The organism is Citrobacter sp. L55, assembly GCF_002850715.1.
In the GTDB taxonomy this organism is placed as follows: Bacteria; Pseudomonadota; Gammaproteobacteria; order Enterobacterales; family Enterobacteriaceae; genus Citrobacter; species Citrobacter braakii.
Genome location: NZ_KZ559401.1, coordinates 433,652 through 450,015, shown reverse-complemented (window position 1 = coordinate 450,015; position 16,364 = coordinate 433,652). Strand labels below are relative to the sequence as shown.

General features: G+C 51.8%; 16 protein-coding genes and 1 pseudogene. 13 read left to right on the top strand and 4 right to left on the bottom strand.

Going from position 1 to position 16,364, the window contains the following annotated elements:
* The 7 genes from hybA to hybG are packed head-to-tail and all read left to right on the top strand — an operon-like array spanning position 1 to position 5,443.
* Positions 1-987, top strand: a complete 987-nt coding sequence (gene hybA, locus B9P82_RS09585; protein WP_003828357.1) for a hydrogenase 2 operon protein HybA — start codon at positions 1-3, stop codon at positions 985-987.
* Positions 977-2,155: a Ni/Fe-hydrogenase cytochrome b subunit gene (gene hybB, locus B9P82_RS09580; protein ID WP_016154492.1), complete on the top strand. Its 1,179-nt coding sequence runs from the start codon at positions 977-979 to the stop codon at positions 2,153-2,155. Before hybA ends, hybB begins: the two co-directional genes overlap by 11 nt.
* Positions 2,152-3,855: a hydrogenase 2 large subunit gene (gene hybC / locus B9P82_RS09575; protein WP_003024476.1), complete on the top strand. Its 1,704-nt coding sequence runs from the start codon at positions 2,152-2,154 to the stop codon at positions 3,853-3,855. The genes hybB and hybC overlap by 4 nt, the downstream gene beginning before the upstream one ends.
* Positions 3,855-4,349, top strand: coding sequence for a HyaD/HybD family hydrogenase maturation endopeptidase (locus B9P82_RS09570; RefSeq protein ID WP_016154491.1), 495 nt, complete (start codon positions 3,855-3,857; stop codon positions 4,347-4,349). Before hybC ends, B9P82_RS09570 begins: the two co-directional genes overlap by 1 nt.
* On the top strand, positions 4,342-4,830 hold the full coding sequence (gene hybE / locus B9P82_RS09565; protein ID WP_016154490.1) for a hydrogenase-2 assembly chaperone: 489 nt from the start codon (positions 4,342-4,344) through the stop codon (positions 4,828-4,830). The genes B9P82_RS09570 and hybE overlap by 8 nt, the downstream gene beginning before the upstream one ends.
* The gene (hypA, locus tag B9P82_RS09560) at positions 4,823-5,164 is read left to right on the top strand and encodes a hydrogenase maturation nickel metallochaperone HypA (RefSeq protein ID WP_016157467.1); all 342 of its coding nucleotides are present in this window, start codon (positions 4,823-4,825) and stop codon (positions 5,162-5,164) included. Before hybE ends, hypA begins: the two co-directional genes overlap by 8 nt.
* Positions 5,165-5,194: 30 nt before the next feature.
* Positions 5,195-5,443 carry a hydrogenase maturation factor HybG gene (hybG, locus tag B9P82_RS09555; RefSeq protein ID WP_003024459.1) on the top strand — a complete coding sequence of 83 codons (249 nt, stop codon included), beginning with the start codon at positions 5,195-5,197 and terminating at the stop codon, positions 5,441-5,443.
* 50 nt (positions 5,444-5,493) lie between these two features.
* Here hybG and yghU read toward each other — a convergent pair whose 3' ends face one another.
* The gene (gene yghU / locus B9P82_RS09550; protein WP_016154488.1) at positions 5,494-6,360 is read right to left on the bottom strand and encodes a glutathione-dependent disulfide-bond oxidoreductase; all 867 of its coding nucleotides are present in this window, start codon (positions 6,358-6,360) and stop codon (positions 5,494-5,496) included.
* Positions 6,361-6,578: 218 nt separating this feature from the next.
* Here yghU and B9P82_RS09545 point away from each other — a divergent pair, with 218 nt between their 5' ends.
* Positions 6,579-8,867, top strand: a complete 2,289-nt coding sequence (locus B9P82_RS09545) for an FdhF/YdeP family oxidoreductase (RefSeq protein ID WP_101700277.1) — start codon at positions 6,579-6,581, stop codon at positions 8,865-8,867.
* A 153-nt stretch (positions 8,868-9,020) separates the two neighbouring features.
* Positions 9,021-10,883, top strand: coding sequence for a bifunctional glutathionylspermidine amidase/synthase (gene gss, locus B9P82_RS09540; protein ID WP_047358635.1), 1,863 nt, complete (start codon positions 9,021-9,023; stop codon positions 10,881-10,883).
* A gap of 180 nt (positions 10,884-11,063) precedes the next feature.
* Here gss and B9P82_RS09535 read toward each other — a convergent pair whose 3' ends face one another.
* From B9P82_RS09535 to B9P82_RS09525, 3 genes are read right to left on the bottom strand one after another with little or no spacing between them, the layout of a single operon-like run.
* On the bottom strand, positions 11,064-11,603 hold the full coding sequence (locus tag B9P82_RS09535) for a redoxin domain-containing protein (RefSeq protein ID WP_046276180.1): 540 nt from the start codon (positions 11,601-11,603) through the stop codon (positions 11,064-11,066).
* Positions 11,604-11,644: 41 nt separating this feature from the next.
* Positions 11,645-12,385, bottom strand: coding sequence for a hypothetical protein (locus B9P82_RS09530; RefSeq protein ID WP_046276181.1), 741 nt, complete (start codon positions 12,383-12,385; stop codon positions 11,645-11,647).
* A gap of 8 nt (positions 12,386-12,393) precedes the next feature.
* Positions 12,394-12,633, bottom strand: coding sequence for a thioredoxin domain-containing protein (locus tag B9P82_RS09525; protein WP_016154483.1), 240 nt, complete (start codon positions 12,631-12,633; stop codon positions 12,394-12,396).
* Between the two features lie 183 nt (positions 12,634-12,816).
* Here B9P82_RS09525 and B9P82_RS09520 point away from each other — a divergent pair, with 183 nt between their 5' ends.
* From B9P82_RS09520 to tssC, 4 genes and pseudogenes are all read left to right on the top strand, one after another.
* A complete protein-coding gene (locus tag B9P82_RS09520) occupies positions 12,817-13,404 on the top strand; it encodes a MarR family winged helix-turn-helix transcriptional regulator (RefSeq protein WP_094761915.1) in 588 nt (195 codons plus the stop codon).
* A 111-nt stretch (positions 13,405-13,515) separates the two neighbouring features.
* Positions 13,516-13,690 (top strand): annotated as a pseudogene (locus tag B9P82_RS09515) (IS3 family transposase); the annotation flags it as partial.
* Between the two features lie 579 nt (positions 13,691-14,269).
* A complete protein-coding gene (tssB, locus tag B9P82_RS09510) occupies positions 14,270-14,767 on the top strand; it encodes a type VI secretion system contractile sheath small subunit (protein WP_101700276.1) in 498 nt (165 codons plus the stop codon).
* A gap of 33 nt (positions 14,768-14,800) precedes the next feature.
* On the top strand, positions 14,801-16,348 hold the full coding sequence (gene tssC / locus B9P82_RS09505) for a type VI secretion system contractile sheath large subunit (protein ID WP_032947171.1): 1,548 nt from the start codon (positions 14,801-14,803) through the stop codon (positions 16,346-16,348).
* The last annotated feature ends 16 nt before the right edge of the window (positions 16,349-16,364 follow it).

Below are 16,364 nucleotides of genomic sequence, written 5' to 3'. Positions count from 1 at the left end.
GTGAACAGACGTAACTTTATTAAAGCAGCCTCCAGCGGGGCATTGCTGTTGGGCGCTGCGCCGTCCATCAGCCATGCGGCTGCAGAAAACCGTCCGCCGATCCCTGGTTCTCTTGGGATGCTCTATGACTCGACGCTGTGCGTAGGCTGCCAGGCCTGTGTCACCAAGTGTCAGGATATCAACTTCCCGGCGCGTAATCCGGAAGGCGAGCAGACCTGGTCGAACAACGACAAACTGTCACCGTATACCAATAACATCATCCAGGTGTGGCGTAGCGGAACAGGCGTTAACAAAGACCAGGAAGAAAACGGCTACGCATACATTAAGAAGCAGTGCATGCACTGTGTCGATCCGAACTGCGTCTCCGTTTGCCCGGTCTCCGCGCTGAAGAAAGATCCGAAAACCGGCATCGTCCACTATGACAAAGATGTCTGCACGGGCTGTCGTTACTGCATGGTCGCCTGCCCGTACAATGTGCCTAAGTATGACTACAACAACCCGTTTGGTGCGCTTCACAAATGTGAACTGTGTAACCAGAAAGGTGTTGAGCGTCTGGACAAAGGCGGTTTACCGGGTTGTGTTGAAGTGTGCCCTGCCGGTGCGGTGATTTTTGGTACGCGTGAAGAGCTGATGGCTGAGGCGAAAAAACGTCTCGCGCTGAAGCCTGGCAGCGAATACCACTATCCGCGTCAGACGGTGAAAGCAGGCGATACCTATCTGCATACGGTACCGAAGTATTACCCCCATCTGTACGGCGAGAAAGAAGGTGGTGGTACACAGGTTATGGTACTGACGGGCGTTCCTTACGAGGATTTGGATCTGCCGAAACTGGATGATCTTTCAACCGGTGCGCGTTCCGAACATGTTCAACATTCCTTGTACAAGGGCATGATATTACCCCTGGCTGCGCTGGCGGGCTTAACCGTGCTGGTTCGTCGTAACACGAAAAACGACCATCACGATGGAGGAGACGATCATGAGTCATGATCCTAAACCGCTGGGCGGAAAAATAATCAGCAAACCGGTCATTATTTTTGGGCCGCTTATCGTCCTGTGTATGCTCCTGATCGTGAAACGTCTGGTCTTCGGATTGGGCTCAGTCTCCGATCTGAACGGCGGTTTCCCATGGGGTGTATGGATCGCGTTTGACCTGCTGATTGGTACCGGCTTCGCATGTGGTGGCTGGGCGCTGGCGTGGGCGGTGTATGTTTTCAACAGAGGACAATACCATCCACTGGTACGTCCAGCGCTGCTGGCGAGCCTGTTTGGCTACTCGCTGGGTGGTCTGTCGATCACCATTGACGTCGGTCGTTACTGGAACCTGCCGTATTTCTACATTCCGGGCCACTTCAACGTGAACTCGGTACTGTTCGAAACGGCGGTCTGTATGACCATCTATATCGGCATCATGGCGCTGGAATTTGCTCCGGCTTTGTTTGAACGTCTGGGGTGGAAAGTCTCTCTCAAACGTTTGAATAAAGTGATGTTCTTTATCATTGCCCTTGGCGCGCTGCTGCCAACTATGCACCAGTCTTCAATGGGTTCATTGATGATATCTGCGGGCTATAAGGTGCATCCGCTATGGCAAGCTTATGAAATGTTGCCGCTTTTCTCCGTATTAACCGCTTTTATTATGGGCTTCTCGATCGTCATCTTTGAAGGCTCGTTGGTACAAGCCGGGCTGAAAGGTAATGGTCCGGACGAGAAAAGTTTGTTCATCAAGCTGACGAATACCATCAGCGTGCTGTTGGCGATTTTCGTGGTTCTGCGCTTTGGCGAACTGATCTATCGCGACAAGCTGTCCTATGCGTTCTCAGGCGATCTTTACTCCCTGATGTTCTGGATTGAAGTCGTGCTGATGGTCTTCCCGCTGGTGGTGCTGCGCGTCACTAAGCTGCGTAACGACTCGCGCATGCTGTATCTGTCTGCGCTGAGCGCATTGCTGGGTTGTGCGACATGGCGTCTGTCCTATTCGCTGGTGGCGTTCAATCCTGGTGGTGGCTACCACTACTTCCCGACCTGGGAAGAACTGTTGATTTCTATTGGTTTTGTGGCTATTGAGATTTGTGCATACATCGTACTCATTCGTCTACTGCCGATACTTCCTCCTTTAAAACAAAACGATCAAAATCGTCATGAGGCGAGCAAAGCATGAGCCAGAGAATTACTATTGATCCGGTAACCCGTATTGAGGGTCATTTACGCATCGACTGCGAAATCGAAAATGGCGTGGTATCTAAAGCATGGGCTTCCGGTACCATGTGGCGCGGCATGGAAGAGATCGTGAAAAACCGCGATCCGCGCGATGCCTGGATGATTGTGCAGCGTATCTGTGGCGTTTGTACTACCACTCACGCTATCTCTTCCGTTCGTGCAGCAGAAAGCGCGCTGAATATTGATGTTCCGGTGAACGCACAGTATATCCGTAACATCATTCTGGCCGCGCACACTACGCATGACCACATTGTTCACTTCTATCAGCTCTCTGCGCTGGACTGGGTGGATATCACCTCTGCACTGAAAGCAGATCCAGCGAAAGCGTCTGCCATGCTGAACGGCGTGTCCTCCTGGCACCTGAACAGCGCAGAAGAGTTCACTAAGGTTCAGAACAAGATCAAAGACCTTGTTGCCAGCGGTCAGTTAGGCATTTTTGCCAACGGTTGCTGGGGTCACCCGGCAATGCAACTGCCGCCAGAAGTGAACCTGATTGCGGTCGCTCACTACCTGCAGGCGCTGGAATGCCAGCGTGATGCTAACCGTGTTGTGGCGCTGTTGGGCGGTAAAACGCCGCACATTCAGAACCTGGCGGTAGGCGGGGTTGCTAACCCAATTAACCTCGACGGCCTTGGCGTGCTGAACCTTGAGCGCCTGATGTATATCAAGTCCTTTATCGATAAGCTGAGCGACTTCGTTGAGCAGGTTTACAAGGTTGATACCGCGGTGATTGCTGCGTTCTACCCTGAGTGGCTGGAACGTGGTCAAGGTGCGGTTAACTATCTGAGCGCACCGGAATTCCCGACTGACGGTAAAAACGGCAGCTTCCTGTTCCCGGGTGGTTACATCACCAATGAAGATCTGTCGACCTATCGTCCGATCACCTCTCACTCCGATGAGTACCTGATCAAAGGGATTCAGGAGAGTGCGAAACACGCGTGGTACAAAGACGAAGCGCCGCAGGCTCCGTGGGAAGGCACAACGGTTCCTGATTACACTGGTTGGTCAGATGACGGCAAGTACTCCTGGGTTAAAGCACCGACCTTCTACGGTAAAACGGTTGAAGTGGGTCCGCTGGCCAACATGCTGTGTAAACTGGCGGCCAAACGCGAGTCTACCCATGCCAAGCTGAATGAAATCATCGCCATTTACACCAAGCTGACCGGTAAAACTATCGAAGTGTCACAGCTGCACTCTACGTTGGGCCGTATTATTGGCCGTACCGTTCACTGCTGTGAACTGCAGAACGTTCTGCAGGATCAGTACAACGCGCTGATTGTGAACATCGGTAAAGGTGACCACACCACCTTCGTGAAACCGGATATCCCGGCAACGGGTGAATTTAAAGGTGTCGGTTTCCTCGAAGCGCCGCGCGGTATGCTGTCTCACTGGATGGTGATCAAAGATGGCATTATCAGCAACTACCAGGCGGTAGTACCGTCAACCTGGAACTCTGGCCCACGTAACTTTAATGATGAAGTGGGACCGTATGAGCGCTCGCTGGTAGGTACGCCGATTGCCGATCCAAACAAACCGCTGGAAGTGGTTCGTACCATTCACTCCTTCGACCCTTGTATGTCATGTGCGGTGCATGTGGTGGACGTTGATGGGAACGAAGTGGTCTCAGTTAAGGTTCTGTAATGCGGATATTAGTCTTAGGGGTCGGCAATATTTTGCTGACCGACGAAGCCATCGGGGTACGTATCGTTGAAACATTAGAACAACGGTACGTCCTGCCAGACTTTGTTGATGTTCTGGACGGTGGTACGGCTGGGATGGAGCTTCTCGGTGATATGGCGAACAGAGATCATCTGATCATTGCTGACGCCATTGTGTCGAAGAAAAACACGCCAGGAACGATGATGGTCCTGCGGGATGAAGAGATCCCGGCGCTGTTTACCAACAAAATCTCACCGCACCAGCTTGGTCTGGCCGACGTATTGTCGGCCCTGCGTTTCACCGGCGAGTTTCCGAAAAAGCTGACGTTAGTCGGTGTTATTCCGGAATCGCTGGAGCCGCATATCGGACTAACGCCAACGGTTGAAGCGATGATTGAACCTGCGCTTGAGCAGGTTCTTGCCGCGCTTCGCGAATCAGGTGTTGAAGCGATCCCGCGGGAGGCGGCTCATGTCTGAGGAGTTTGTCGGTTTTCAGACGGCCCCGAAGATGCAAATTCAGGCAGCGTTTGAAGAGGTTGCCCGGCGTTCAATGCACGATCTCTCTTTCCTGCATCCGAACATGCCGGTATATGTCTCTGAATTTACGTTGTTTGAAGGACAGTGGACGGGGTGTGTTATCACGCCCTGGATGCTCAGCGCACTGATTTTCCCCGGACCGGACCAGATCTGGCCGGTGCGTAAAGTCAGCGAAAAAATCGGACTGCGTCTGCCGTATGGCGAGATGACCTTTACCGTTGGTGAACTGGAGGGCGTATCGCAATACCTTTCCTGCTCACTGATGTCGCCGCTTTCGCACAGTATGTCGGCGCAAGAAGGCATGCGTCTGACTGACGATTGCGCGCGAATGCTGTTATCGCTGCCGGTTAGCGATCCGAATGCGCCGCAGCTTAATCGCCGCGCGTTGCTGCTGGGTCGTCGGAACTGCGAAAATGCATGAGTTGTCCCTTTGTCAGAGCGCGGTTGAGATTGTTCAACAGCAGGCAGAGCAGCACGGTGTCAAACGTGTAACCGGTGTTTGGCTGGAAATCGGGGCGCTCTCCTGCGTTGAAGAGAGCGCCGTTCGTTTCAGTTTCGACATCGTCTGTCAGGGGACGCTGGCTCAGGGTTGTGAGCTGCATATTGATTACAAGCCAGCCCAGGCATGGTGCTGGGATTGCAGTCAGGTTGTGGAAATCACCCAGCATGATGCGCAGTGTCCACAATGTCAGGGCGATCGCCTGCGGGTTGATGCTGGCGATTCACTGAAAGTGAAAAGTATTGAAGTCGAATAACCCATAGGTTGCTATGGGGCGGAGTCAGATATGTGTATTGGAGTCCCTGGTCAGGTTCTGGCCGTTGGTGAAGATATTCACCAGCTTGCGCAGGTTGAAGTGTGCGGCATCAAACGTGATGTCAATATTGCCCTGATTTGTGAAGGTGATACAGCTGAGCTGGTCGGGCAATGGGTGCTGGTGCACGTAGGGTTCGCCATGAGCATCATTGATGAAGATGAAGCTAAAGCCACGTTAGACGCACTTCGCCGCATGGAGTACGACGTCACCAGCGCGTGACAAATCCTGAATGAAATTGCCGGATAGCGGTTGCCATCCGGCAATTTATTTTAGTTCTGGCGCTTATCTTCGGTTTGGGTATCGAAGTCGCTGGCGTCATGGCGTTCATGAAGCTGCTCGTTCAGCGGTCCGTTAGTGCGGTTTACAATACGACCACGCTTAACCGCCGGACGCGCTGCAATCTCTTTTGCCCAGCGTTGTACGTGCTTGTAGCTTCCTGCGTCAAGGAACTCTGCTGCGTCGTAGACGTTGCCCAGAACCACATTGCCAAACCATGGCCAGACCGCCATATCGGCAATGGTGTATTCATCTCCGGCCACAAACTGATGTTGCGCCAATTGTTTATCCAGCACGTCGAGTAAGCGCTTGGCTTCCATGGTGAAGCGATTGATAGCGTACTCAATTTTTACCGGAGCATAGTTATAGAAGTGGCCAAAGCCTCCGCCGAGGAACGGCGCTGCGCCTTGTAACCAGAACAACCAGTTCAGCGTTTCGGTGCGTTTTGCCAAATCCTGCGGCAGGAAATAACCATATTTTTCCGCCAGATAGAGCAGGATTGCGCCAGATTCGAATACGCGAACCGGTGGGTTTTGCGAGTGATCGCGTAGCGCTGGGATCTTCGAGTTCGGATTCACCTCAACAAAGCCGCTGGAAAACTGATCGCCATCGCCAATGCGGATAATCCAGGCATCGTATTCCGCGCCCTTCACCCCCTGCGCCAGCAACTCCTCCAGCATGATCGTCACTTTCTGCCCGTTTGGCGTACCCAGCGAATAGAGCTGTAGCGGATGTTTGCCAACCGGCAGCGTTTTCTCGTGGGTGGCTCCGGAAACCGGGCGGTTGATATTGGCGAATGCGCCTCCGTTCGATTTTTCCCACGTCCAGACTTTCGCGGGCTGATAGGTATTGTCTGACATATTGACCTGCCTTCTGAGTGGTTGTGTTGATGCAGTGTAGCAGTTAGGTAGAACTCAATTTAACAGATTGGAACTTTATGTCGCTTTGTGCTGAAAGGGGAAGATAAATCTAACCCGTTCATTGTACCCGCTCCGTACTCCATGAAGAGGAAATCAATGTTGGACGGAAATTGCTACCGTATTCGCCATTAAAAATTGGCGGTGAATAAGCAGTAATAATGAAAAATGGTGTTCCAGGAGTAAGCGGTTATCAGGGCCCGGCGGGTGGGTGGGGCGCGGTAAAAGCCGTCACTGCTTCGGTGTTTTCGCAAAAGGCTGTCGCCCGCGACATTATCGCGATGTTCAAAATGAACCAGGTGAAAGGGTTCGACTGTCCGGGCTGTGCGTGGCCGGACCCAGGGCACCGTGCGCCAATGGAGCTGTGCGAAAATGGCGTTAAGGCGGTCTCCTGGGAGACAACCAGTAAAAAAGCGTCACCGGAATTTTTCAGCCGTCACCCGGTTTCCACACTCTGGCACTACAGCGATTATGAGCTGGAAAATATCGGTCGTTTGACGCATCCGATGAAATACGATGCAGCATCAGATACCTGGCAGGCGGTGGATTGGGATATCGCCTTCCAGGAGATAGGCGAGCGTCTGCGCAGCTATGATTCACCCCAGCAGGTTGAGTTTTACACCTCCGGCAGAACGTCAAATGAAGCGGCGTTCCTGTATCAGCTTTTTGCCCGCGAATATGGCAGCAGCAACTTTCCTGATTGCTCAAACATGTGCCACGGACCGACCAGCGCAGGGCTAACGCCGGCCATTGGCCTCGGAAAAGGGACCGTTGAACTTGACGATTTTGACCATTGCGATCTGGTGATTTGTATCGGGCATAACCCTGGCACTAATCATCCACGTATGCTGACCACCTTACGCGACGTTGCCAAACGCGGGGCTAAAATTATCTCTATCAATCCGCTGAACGAAAGGGGGCTTGAGCGCTTTAGTTTCCCGCAAAGCCCGAAAGAGATGTTCACCGGTCAGTCGACGCAGCTAAGCAACGACTACTACCAGGTAAAAATGGGCGGTGACGCCTCGCTGCTGAAAGGCATCATGAAGGCGCTGATCGAAATGGATGAAGCGCGGATCTTACTGGATCAGCAACCGACGCTCGATCATGCGTTTATCGATGAGCATACTGCTGGATATGCAGCGCTGTATGATGACTTACGTCAGCATAACTGGGCGGAGCTGGAACAGGACTCGGGCCTGACGCGCAGTCAGATGGAGGACCTGGCACACAGCTACAGTAAATCTCGTGCCACTATTATTTGTTATGGTCTGGGCATCACCCAGCATAAAAACGGTACTGAGAACGTCCAGCAACTGGTAAACCTGCTGCTACTGAAAGGCAATATGGGTAAGCCGGGGGCGGGGATCTGCCCGTTGCGCGGTCATTCTAACGTGCAGGGCGACCGTTCCGTGGGGATCAACGAAGCGGCATCCGAAGACTTCCTGCAACGCCTTGAGACGCATTTTTCTATCCGTGTGCCGCGTACACATGGCCGCTCCAGCGTGGAGAGTATTCGGGCCATCGAACGGGGAGAGGCAAAAGCGCTCATTTGCATGGGTGGCAATCTGGCGGTGGCGATGCCGCAGCCGCAGCGTACCTTTGCGGCGATGAAAAATTTGGATCTGCAGGTCCATGTTGCGACCAAGCTGAACAGATCGCATTTGCTGCTGGCAAAGCATAATTATCTGCTGCCTGCATTAGGTCGAACGGAGCGCGACATTCAGGCGACGGGGATCCAGTCGGTGACCGTCGAAGACTCGATGTCGATGGTCCACGCTTCCTGCGGCGCGCTGAAGCCAGCTTCCCGCTGGTTAAAATCGGAACCCGCGATTGTGGCGGGCATGGCACACGCCACTCTGCCGCTTTCGCCGATCAACTGGGAAGCGTTAACTGGGGACTACGCGCTGATCCGTGACGCCATTGAAGCCGTGATCCCGGCGTTCCACGATTACAATGCCCGTATTGCCGAGCCGGGCGGATTTCGTATGGATACGCCCGCTTCGCGCCGTGAATGGCGAACGGCGAATGGTAAAGCCAATTTTATCGTCAGCCATCAGCGGGCGGTAGAGCGAGAAAATCAGCCTGCCGATGCACTGGTTCTGGCGACGCTGCGCAGCCACGATCAATACAACACCACTATTTATGGTATGAACGATCGCTACCGTGGCATTACCGGTCGTCGGGATGTGGTGTTTTTAAGCGCTGAAGAAGCGGCGACTCGCGATCTGAGCCAGGGAGATGTGGTCAACGTTCAGGCGCTGGACGACCGCGGCCAGCCCTGTGCGGATCGCATTATGTGCGGCTTGACGGTGGTGATTTACAACATGGCGGTGGGCTCAATAGGCGCTTATCTGCCAGAAGCGAATGTCCTGCTTTCGCTGGATGCGGTGGACACACAAAGTTTGACTCCGGCGTATAAAAGCGTACCGGTCACCGTGACAAAAGCGTAGTTCCTGCTGCGAATTTTTCGCCTCTGAGCGCCAGCCGCTGCGTTGAGGTGTATGATGATGTCGACCTCTGTCCGGTTAGTGTCGCAGAGCAGGCAATCAGAGCGAAAAATTCACGCCAACCTGCTCAGGCTGTATTGTTTTGAGGTAAGGTGCATGAGCAAAGGAACGACCAGTCAGGATGCCCCATTCGGGACATTATTGGGCTACGCCCCAGGCGGCGTAGCAATCTACTCTTCAGATTACAGCTCCCTCGACCCACGGGACTACGACGATGATGCGGCATTTCGCAGCTATATCGACGACGAATACATGGGCCACAAATGGCAGTGCGTAGAGTTCGCACGCCGCTTTCTCTTCCTTAATTATGGCGTGGTCTTCACCGATGTAGGCATGGCCTGGGAGATCTTTTCCTTACGCTTTCTACGCGAAGTGGTGAATGACAATATCCTGCCGTTACAGGCATTTCCGAATGGTTCACCCCGCGCGCCGGTAGCCGGTGCTCTGCTTATCTGGCAAAAAGGCGGTGAGTTTAACGATACCGGCCATGTGGCGGTCGTCACCCAGTTGCTGGAAAACAAAATCCGTATTGCCGAACAGAACGTGCTCCATACGCCGTTGCCTCCCGGACAGCAGTGGACCCGCGAACTGGAGATGGTGGTTGAAAACGGTTGTTACACCCTGCGTGATACCTTTGACGACACCACCATCCTTGGCTGGATGATCCAGACCGATGATACCCGTGACAGCCTGCCGCAGCCGGAGATCGCCAACGACTCGTTGAGAATTGGCGGTGCGCGACTGGAAGATAACGGGCAGTTTGACGGTAAATGGCTTGATGAACAGGATCCGCTGCAGAAAGCCTACGTGCTGGCGAACGGCCACGTTATTAATCAGGATCCGCATCAGTACTTCACCATTACCGAGAGTGCAGAGCAGGAACTGATCAAAGCCACCAACGAGCTGCACCTGATGTATCTGCACGCGACCGACAAAGTGCTGAAAGATGACAACCTGCTGGCGCTGTTCGATATCCCGAAAATCCTCTGGCCGCGTCTGCGCCTTTCCTGGCAGCGTCGTCGGCATCATATGATTACGGGACGTATGGATTTCTGTATGGATGAACGCGGACTGAAGGTGTATGAGTACAACGCCGATTCCGCATCGTGCCATACCGAAGCCGGTTTGATCCTCGAAAGATGGGCCGAGCAGGGCTATACAGGACAGGGACACAACCCAGCTGAAGGATTGATCAACGAACTGGCGGGGGCCTGGAAGCACAGCCGCGCGCGTCCTTTTGTCCACATCATGCAGGATAAAGATATAGAGGAAAACTACCACGCTCAGTTTATGCAGCAGGCGCTACGTCAGGCCGGGTTTGACAGTAAAATTCTGCGTGGCCTCGATGAGCTACGTTGGGATGACGCCGGTCAGCTGATTGACGGGGACGGTCGTCTGGTGAACTGCGTCTGGAAAACCTGGGCGTGGGAAACCGCAATTGAGCAGGTGCGAGAGGTCAGTGAAACGGAGTACGCTGCGGTACCAATTCGTACCGGGCATACGAATCAGGAAGTGCGTTTAATCGACGTGTTGCTGCGCCCGGAAGTGCTGGTCTTTGAACCTCTGTGGACGGTGATCCCTGGTAATAAAGCGATTCTGCCGATCCTGTGGCAACTGTTCCCACACCACCGCTATCTGCTTGATACTGATTTCACTGTTAATGAAGAGCTGGCGCAAACCGGTTATGCAGTGAAACCTATTGCAGGACGTTGTGGCAGCAACATCGATCTGGTGAGCCATCAGGAAGAGTTACTGGATAAAACCAGCGGAAAGTTTGCCGAGCAGAAGAACATTTATCAGCAGCTTTGGTGTCTGCCAAAAATTGCCGGTAAATATATTCAGGTTTGTACCTTCACCGTAGGCGGTAACTATGGGGGGACCTGCCTGCGCGGCGATGAGTCGCTGGTGATTAAAAAAGAGAGCGATATCGAGCCGCTGATTGTGGTGAAGGAAGAGTAATCTTTTTGCGATTTCTTGATTGAAATGCGAAAAGCCGGAGTATATCTCCTAATGCTTGTCAGTTTAGCTTTTGATGGAAACCGTAATGCATAGCGTTGCGGTTTCTTTTTCACTGCCCGGGGATAATGTTTCACTCTTCCCACGGGCAGGAAAAAACTCTCCGCCATATCCAGTATCTAATTATGTAGTGGCACACTGCCCATCACTGCACCCTGATGCCATAGACGCGTCCTCGGAAACAGACAACGACTCATTCAATAACGCCCCGATTTCTGCTCCCAGCGCGAGGTCGTCTACCTGACCAAAATATTGCTGGCGTAGGTATCCCTGCTGATCAATTAACGTCAACGTAGGTGTACCGCGCATAGCGTAGGACAGCATGGTCTGGGGGACATCATTGTCAGGAGACGGCATATCCACCCCGACGGGGAAAGGGATGCGGTATTCTGATAGAAAGGTTTCCAGTGCCTGTGCGGTCATTACCTCATGATGCTCAAAAACCGTATGTAGGCCAATAACGGCCACTTTATCCGGTGGAAAAGTGGCATACACACGTGAAACCTGCGGCAGTCCATGGGAAACACAGCCAGGACACAGCATCTGAAATGATTCCATTACCACGACCTTGCCGCGTAATGATTCCAGGGTTATCGGCTGTGATGTATTAAACCAGCGTTCAATTGTCAATGTTGGTGCTCGCGGATGGCGAATGATATTCATGTTAACTCCAGAACCCGCACTGTGGTGCGGGTTAATTTCCGTTACTGGTTTACTTTCCCCGGCAGCGTCAGCTTGCCAGAGGCCACTTTAAATACATCCTCGACGCAAAGTAGCGGCGCATGAACGGATGCATTAACTCGTAGCCCGGCAGTTACGCCATCAAACTGGCTGGCAGTGACCACGCCAATATTATCGAACGGAACTTTCACTTCTACAGTTTCACCTGTCAGCGTAGGATTCCAGCCCGGACTGTCCAACAATACCGGCAAGCCAGGCCAGGTTTTTGGCAGCCTAGGTTTTTGTCCCTCAGGAATATCAACTACGGCCAGTGCGCCAGGCCCGCAGACCTCGTTAGGCTTCAGCACCACCCAGTGGGTATGCCACAGATCGCCATCATTGTTGCGGTTACCATCGCCATTTTCATCATACAGCGGCGTATCATCCAGATCAGGATGGGATGTTACCGCCAGCGCCAGGATACCGGCCTTATGTTCAAATCCCACTTCATACGGATCGATCGTTGTCGGCCAGACATAAGAGAAAATTTCCGTTCCCGCCAGCTTACCTGTTACTGCAGGCTTACTTTTACCTGCCTTGCCGGAAACTGCCATATGGAAGGTGGCAACATTCCCTTCGGTAGTGACTTTCGTGTGCACAATATCAAACTCAGCCAATACAGCCTTGTCGGTGCTGGTTTTAATACCGCCCTGATGAGGCTCATTGCCATGTGCACCGGCAGAGGTGGCTACAGCCATTGCTAATACAATCGCAATACGTTTCATTTTTATCCTTAAAGCAGATCTTTAATAAACGCACCAAAGTTGATGTGAAGCGGGATACCGCCATCCAGTACCAGGGCTGGAACAGATTGCACACCAGCTTCGATGGCCTCATTCAGTCGCGTTTTATCATTTCCGAGATGAACGATTTCTACCGTGTATTGAGCGGGATCGAGTGCCAGTGCGATTTGGTGTTCTGCATCTACGCATACCGGGCAACCTGCATGAAAGAAAACGGCTGTTTTACTCATGATGACTTTCCTTGTGCAATATCAAATGGTATCGAATCGATACCATTTGATATTGCACACACACTGAAAACATTGTCAATATGGTTTTGAATCGATACTATTGATGACAGTACAACCCTATCGTTAGAAAGTCTGGACGTTTGTTTATCCAGCACGTATCCCGGCAAGCAGAGGCAGGTTACTGTGACACTCTTTGATATTCTTGAACGCCTGGTGAGCCTGCAAATGGGCAGCTTTTATCGCCATCCGCAACTGAAAGGACTCCCCACAACATGGGTTCAGATTCTTTTCTATTTAACGCGATGCAATGGTTATTCCAATACGCCCGCTGCAACAACGGAATACCTCGGGCTGACTAAAGGCACGGTATCGCAGTCCCTGAATAAACTAGAGCGTGAAGGCTGGATTAGAAGAGAAAATGACGGCAAGGATAAACGGGTTGTCCATCTGGTTCTGACATCCAAAGCGAGTGAAGTGATGCATACCATCATGCAGGAGACACTGCAGGAGCCTTGGGATTCATTAGCTTTTTCTGAGGAACAACTGAAAACAGTTTTTCTGGCCCATCTGCGGAGTATGCAGAAAAATCAGGGGGCCAGAATGTTTGGTGAGTGCCGTTTTTGCCGGTTTCATCAGTCGATAAATGGGCATCCCTGGTGTGGTCTAACGGAAGAGCCGATTCCCATGGAAAGTATCACATTAATTTGTCGTGAATTTGAGGAGCCGGAAAATAGTTGCAGCGTTAGCGCTCAGAATGAGAGAAAGGGCTAGATACTGGCTTTTGAACGGGTAAAGTGCGGACATAAAAAAATCCAGAAAATGGTATGCGCATTCTCTGGATTTTGTAGTGGAACACTGAATTTGGTCACCTGAACAGAGGTGATATGCTCACTCTGCCACGTGTTCGGGGTTCATCGCAGCAGTTAACCCCTCTGAAAAACCAGACGGCAGACGGGCTGTATTACGCCGTCAGGTTCTGGCGTTGCATAACATCAACCATGGTTTTGCTGGCGCAAGAAGTATCGTGACCATGGCAACGCTGAGAGGCTTCCGGATGAGGGCAAGCTGATTGCACCGATTGAATTTCTTGTGACTGGCGATTTGTCATCGTGTATGGCGGTTTTCCATGTCCGTGCACTCCTGGCCGTCATGCTGAAGCCTGACAGGAGCGCTATACAGCCCTGACATTAAATGAAACGCTCTCTTTCGGGACATAAAACCGATTATGTTCCTGATGCTTTCCTTATGGCTATTGCGGTATTTCCCACATGAAGCAAGGCTATGACTTACTGCCCCCTTTGATTTCTTTCTGATCTAAAACCATTTCCTTGAAAGCGCATTGGTGTTTTTAACTTTCTTATATTGATGTAGATCAAGTCAAGATCCATTTATCAATAATTATCCGTTCATTTTAACTACTGCGACATAAATGTTTGTTTTGTGTGCTGGTAATAGTCCATTTTACTGACATCTCAGCACTATTCACTATTAACATTTAGAGGAAAATTCCTAAGAATTTACTTAAAATAGATTAAAGATCGGTAAATTTGATCTATTGTCGATCATTGTTCTATTATCGCATGTAAAGAACTTTCGTTTGAAAGATGTACGCAGCGATAAACCGAGGGATGATGAGATGGCTGATAGTTTCCAGAATGAAGTGCCAAAGGCACGTATTAATCTAAAGCTTGACCTGCATACAGGGGGAGCCAGCAAGAAAACTGAGCTCCCTCTGAAATTACTGGTGGCGGGCGACTTCAGTAATGGTCAGGAATCTGCACCACTGTCTGAGCGCAAAAAAGTTAACTTGAACAAGAATAATTTCGACTCAGTTCTTTCCGAATATTCCCCAAAAGTCAATCTGACCGTTAAAAACACGCTCGCCAGTGATGGTAGCGAAGACAATATCAGTCTGACATTCCAGAGCATGAAAGATTTCACCCCGGAGCAGGTTTCCAGACAGATCCCTCAGCTGAAGGCAATGCTTTCCATGCGTAACCTGCTTCGCGATTTAAAAGCGAACCTGCTGGACAATCAGGCTTTCCGAAAGGAGCTGGAAAAAATTCTGCTCGACCCGGCGTTAAGCGCAGAACTCCGCTCAGAGCTGTCTGCTCTGGCACCTAAACAGCCATAACGGTCACGATGATTTAACGGATTAAAAAGGAAGATGCTGATGTCTGTAAAAAATGAGAATGCGACTGGTGGCGAAAGCGTGGTGCTGGAACGTCCTGCTGCGGGCGGGGTTTATGCGTCCCTGTTTGAAAAAATCAATCTGAACCCGGTCTCTGAGCTGAGTGCGCTGGATATCTGGCAGGACGCGCAGGCGATGTCGGATGCGACTGCAGATGAACGTTTAACGGCGGGGATGCAGGTATTTCTCGAATGCCTGACGAAAGCGGGCTCAAAAGTTGAAAAACTCGATAAAAACCTTATTGACCACCATATTGCAGAGCTGGACTACCAGATTAGCCGTCAGCTGGATGCGGTAATGCATAGCGAAGAATTCCAGGCGGTGGAGAGCCTGTGGCGCGGCGTGAAATCCCTGGTCGACAAAACTGATTTCCGTCAGAACGTGAAGGTTGAACTGCTGGATATGTCCAAAGAAGACCTGCGTCAGGACTTCGAAGACAGCCCGGAAATCATCCAGAGTGGACTGTATAAACATACATACATTGATGAGTATGACACCCCGGGCGGTGAACCGATTGCCGCGCTGATTTCCGCTTACGAGTTTGATGCGTCTGCGCAGGATGTTGCCCTGCTGCGCAATATTTCAAAAGTGTCTGCTGCAGCGCATATGCCGTTTATCGGCTCTGCTGGCCCGAAATTCTTTCTCAAGGATTCAATGGAGGAAGTGGCGGCCATCAAAGATATTGGTAACTACTTTGACCGTGCAGAGTACATCAAGTGGAAATCCTTCCGCGAGACGGACGATGCCCGCTATATCGGTCTGGTGATGCCGCGTGTACTGGGTCGTCTGCCTTATGGTCCGGACACCGTGCCAGTGCGCAGCTTCAACTATGTGGAAGAAGTGAAAGGCCCGGATCACGACAAATACCTGTGGACTAACGCCTCGTTTGCTTTTGCGTCTAACATGGTTCGCAGCTTCATCAACAACGGCTGGTGTGTGCAAATCCGTGGCCCGCAGGCCGGTGGTGCCGTGCAGGATCTGCCTATTCATCTGTACGATCTGGGCACCGGCAATCAGGTCAAGATCCCGTCAGAAGTGATGATCCCGGAAACCCGCGAATTTGAATTCGCCAATCTGGGCTTCATTCCGCTGTCCTACTATAAAAATAGAGATTATTCCTGCTTCTTCAGCGCTAACTCCACCCAGAAGCCGGCACTGTATGACACCGCGGATGCCACGGCTAACAGCCGTATCAACGCCCGTCTGCCGTACATCTTCCTGCTGTCGCGTATTGCGCACTACCTGAAGCTTATCCAGCGCGAAAACATCGGCACCACCAAAGACCGTCGTCTGCTGGAGCTTGAGCTCAACACCTGGGTGCGCAGTCTGGTGACTGAAATGACCGATCCAGGCGACGAGCTGCAGGCCTCTCACCCGCTGCGTGATGCAAAAGTGGTGGTGGAAGACATCGAAGACAACCCGGGCTTCTTCCGCGTGAAGCTGTACGCCGTACCGCACTTCCAGGTCGAAGGGATGGACGTCAACCTGTCACTGGTTTCCCAGATGCCGAAAGCCAAGTCATAAGCTAAGGCAGGAAGCC

Excerpts from the sequence above, each read along its gene's own strand:
- hybB (WP_016154492.1), top strand. The coding sequence starts at position 977 with ATGAGTCATGATCCTAAACCGCTGGGCGGAAAAATAATCAGCAAACCG.
- hybC (WP_003024476.1), top strand. The coding sequence starts at position 2,152 with ATGAGCCAGAGAATTACTATTGATCCGGTAACCCGTATTGAGGGTCAT.
- B9P82_RS09570 (WP_016154491.1), top strand. The coding sequence starts at position 3,855 with ATGCGGATATTAGTCTTAGGGGTCGGCAATATTTTGCTGACCGACGAA.
- hybE (WP_016154490.1), top strand. The coding sequence starts at position 4,342 with ATGTCTGAGGAGTTTGTCGGTTTTCAGACGGCCCCGAAGATGCAAATT.
- hypA (WP_016157467.1), top strand. The coding sequence starts at position 4,823 with ATGCATGAGTTGTCCCTTTGTCAGAGCGCGGTTGAGATTGTTCAACAG.
- hybG (WP_003024459.1), top strand. The coding sequence starts at position 5,195 with ATGTGTATTGGAGTCCCTGGTCAGGTTCTGGCCGTTGGTGAAGATATT.
- yghU (WP_016154488.1), bottom strand. The coding sequence starts at position 6,360 with ATGTCAGACAATACCTATCAGCCCGCGAAAGTCTGGACGTGGGAAAAA.
- B9P82_RS09545 (WP_101700277.1), top strand. The coding sequence starts at position 6,579 with ATGAAAAATGGTGTTCCAGGAGTAAGCGGTTATCAGGGCCCGGCGGGT.
- gss (WP_047358635.1), top strand. The coding sequence starts at position 9,021 with ATGAGCAAAGGAACGACCAGTCAGGATGCCCCATTCGGGACATTATTG.
- B9P82_RS09535 (WP_046276180.1), bottom strand. The coding sequence starts at position 11,603 with ATGAATATCATTCGCCATCCGCGAGCACCAACATTGACAATTGAACGC.
- B9P82_RS09530 (WP_046276181.1), bottom strand. The coding sequence starts at position 12,385 with ATGAAACGTATTGCGATTGTATTAGCAATGGCTGTAGCCACCTCTGCC.
- B9P82_RS09525 (WP_016154483.1), bottom strand. The coding sequence starts at position 12,633 with ATGAGTAAAACAGCCGTTTTCTTTCATGCAGGTTGCCCGGTATGCGTA.
- tssB (WP_101700276.1), top strand. The coding sequence starts at position 14,270 with ATGGCTGATAGTTTCCAGAATGAAGTGCCAAAGGCACGTATTAATCTA.
- tssC (WP_032947171.1), top strand. The coding sequence starts at position 14,801 with ATGCTGATGTCTGTAAAAAATGAGAATGCGACTGGTGGCGAAAGCGTG.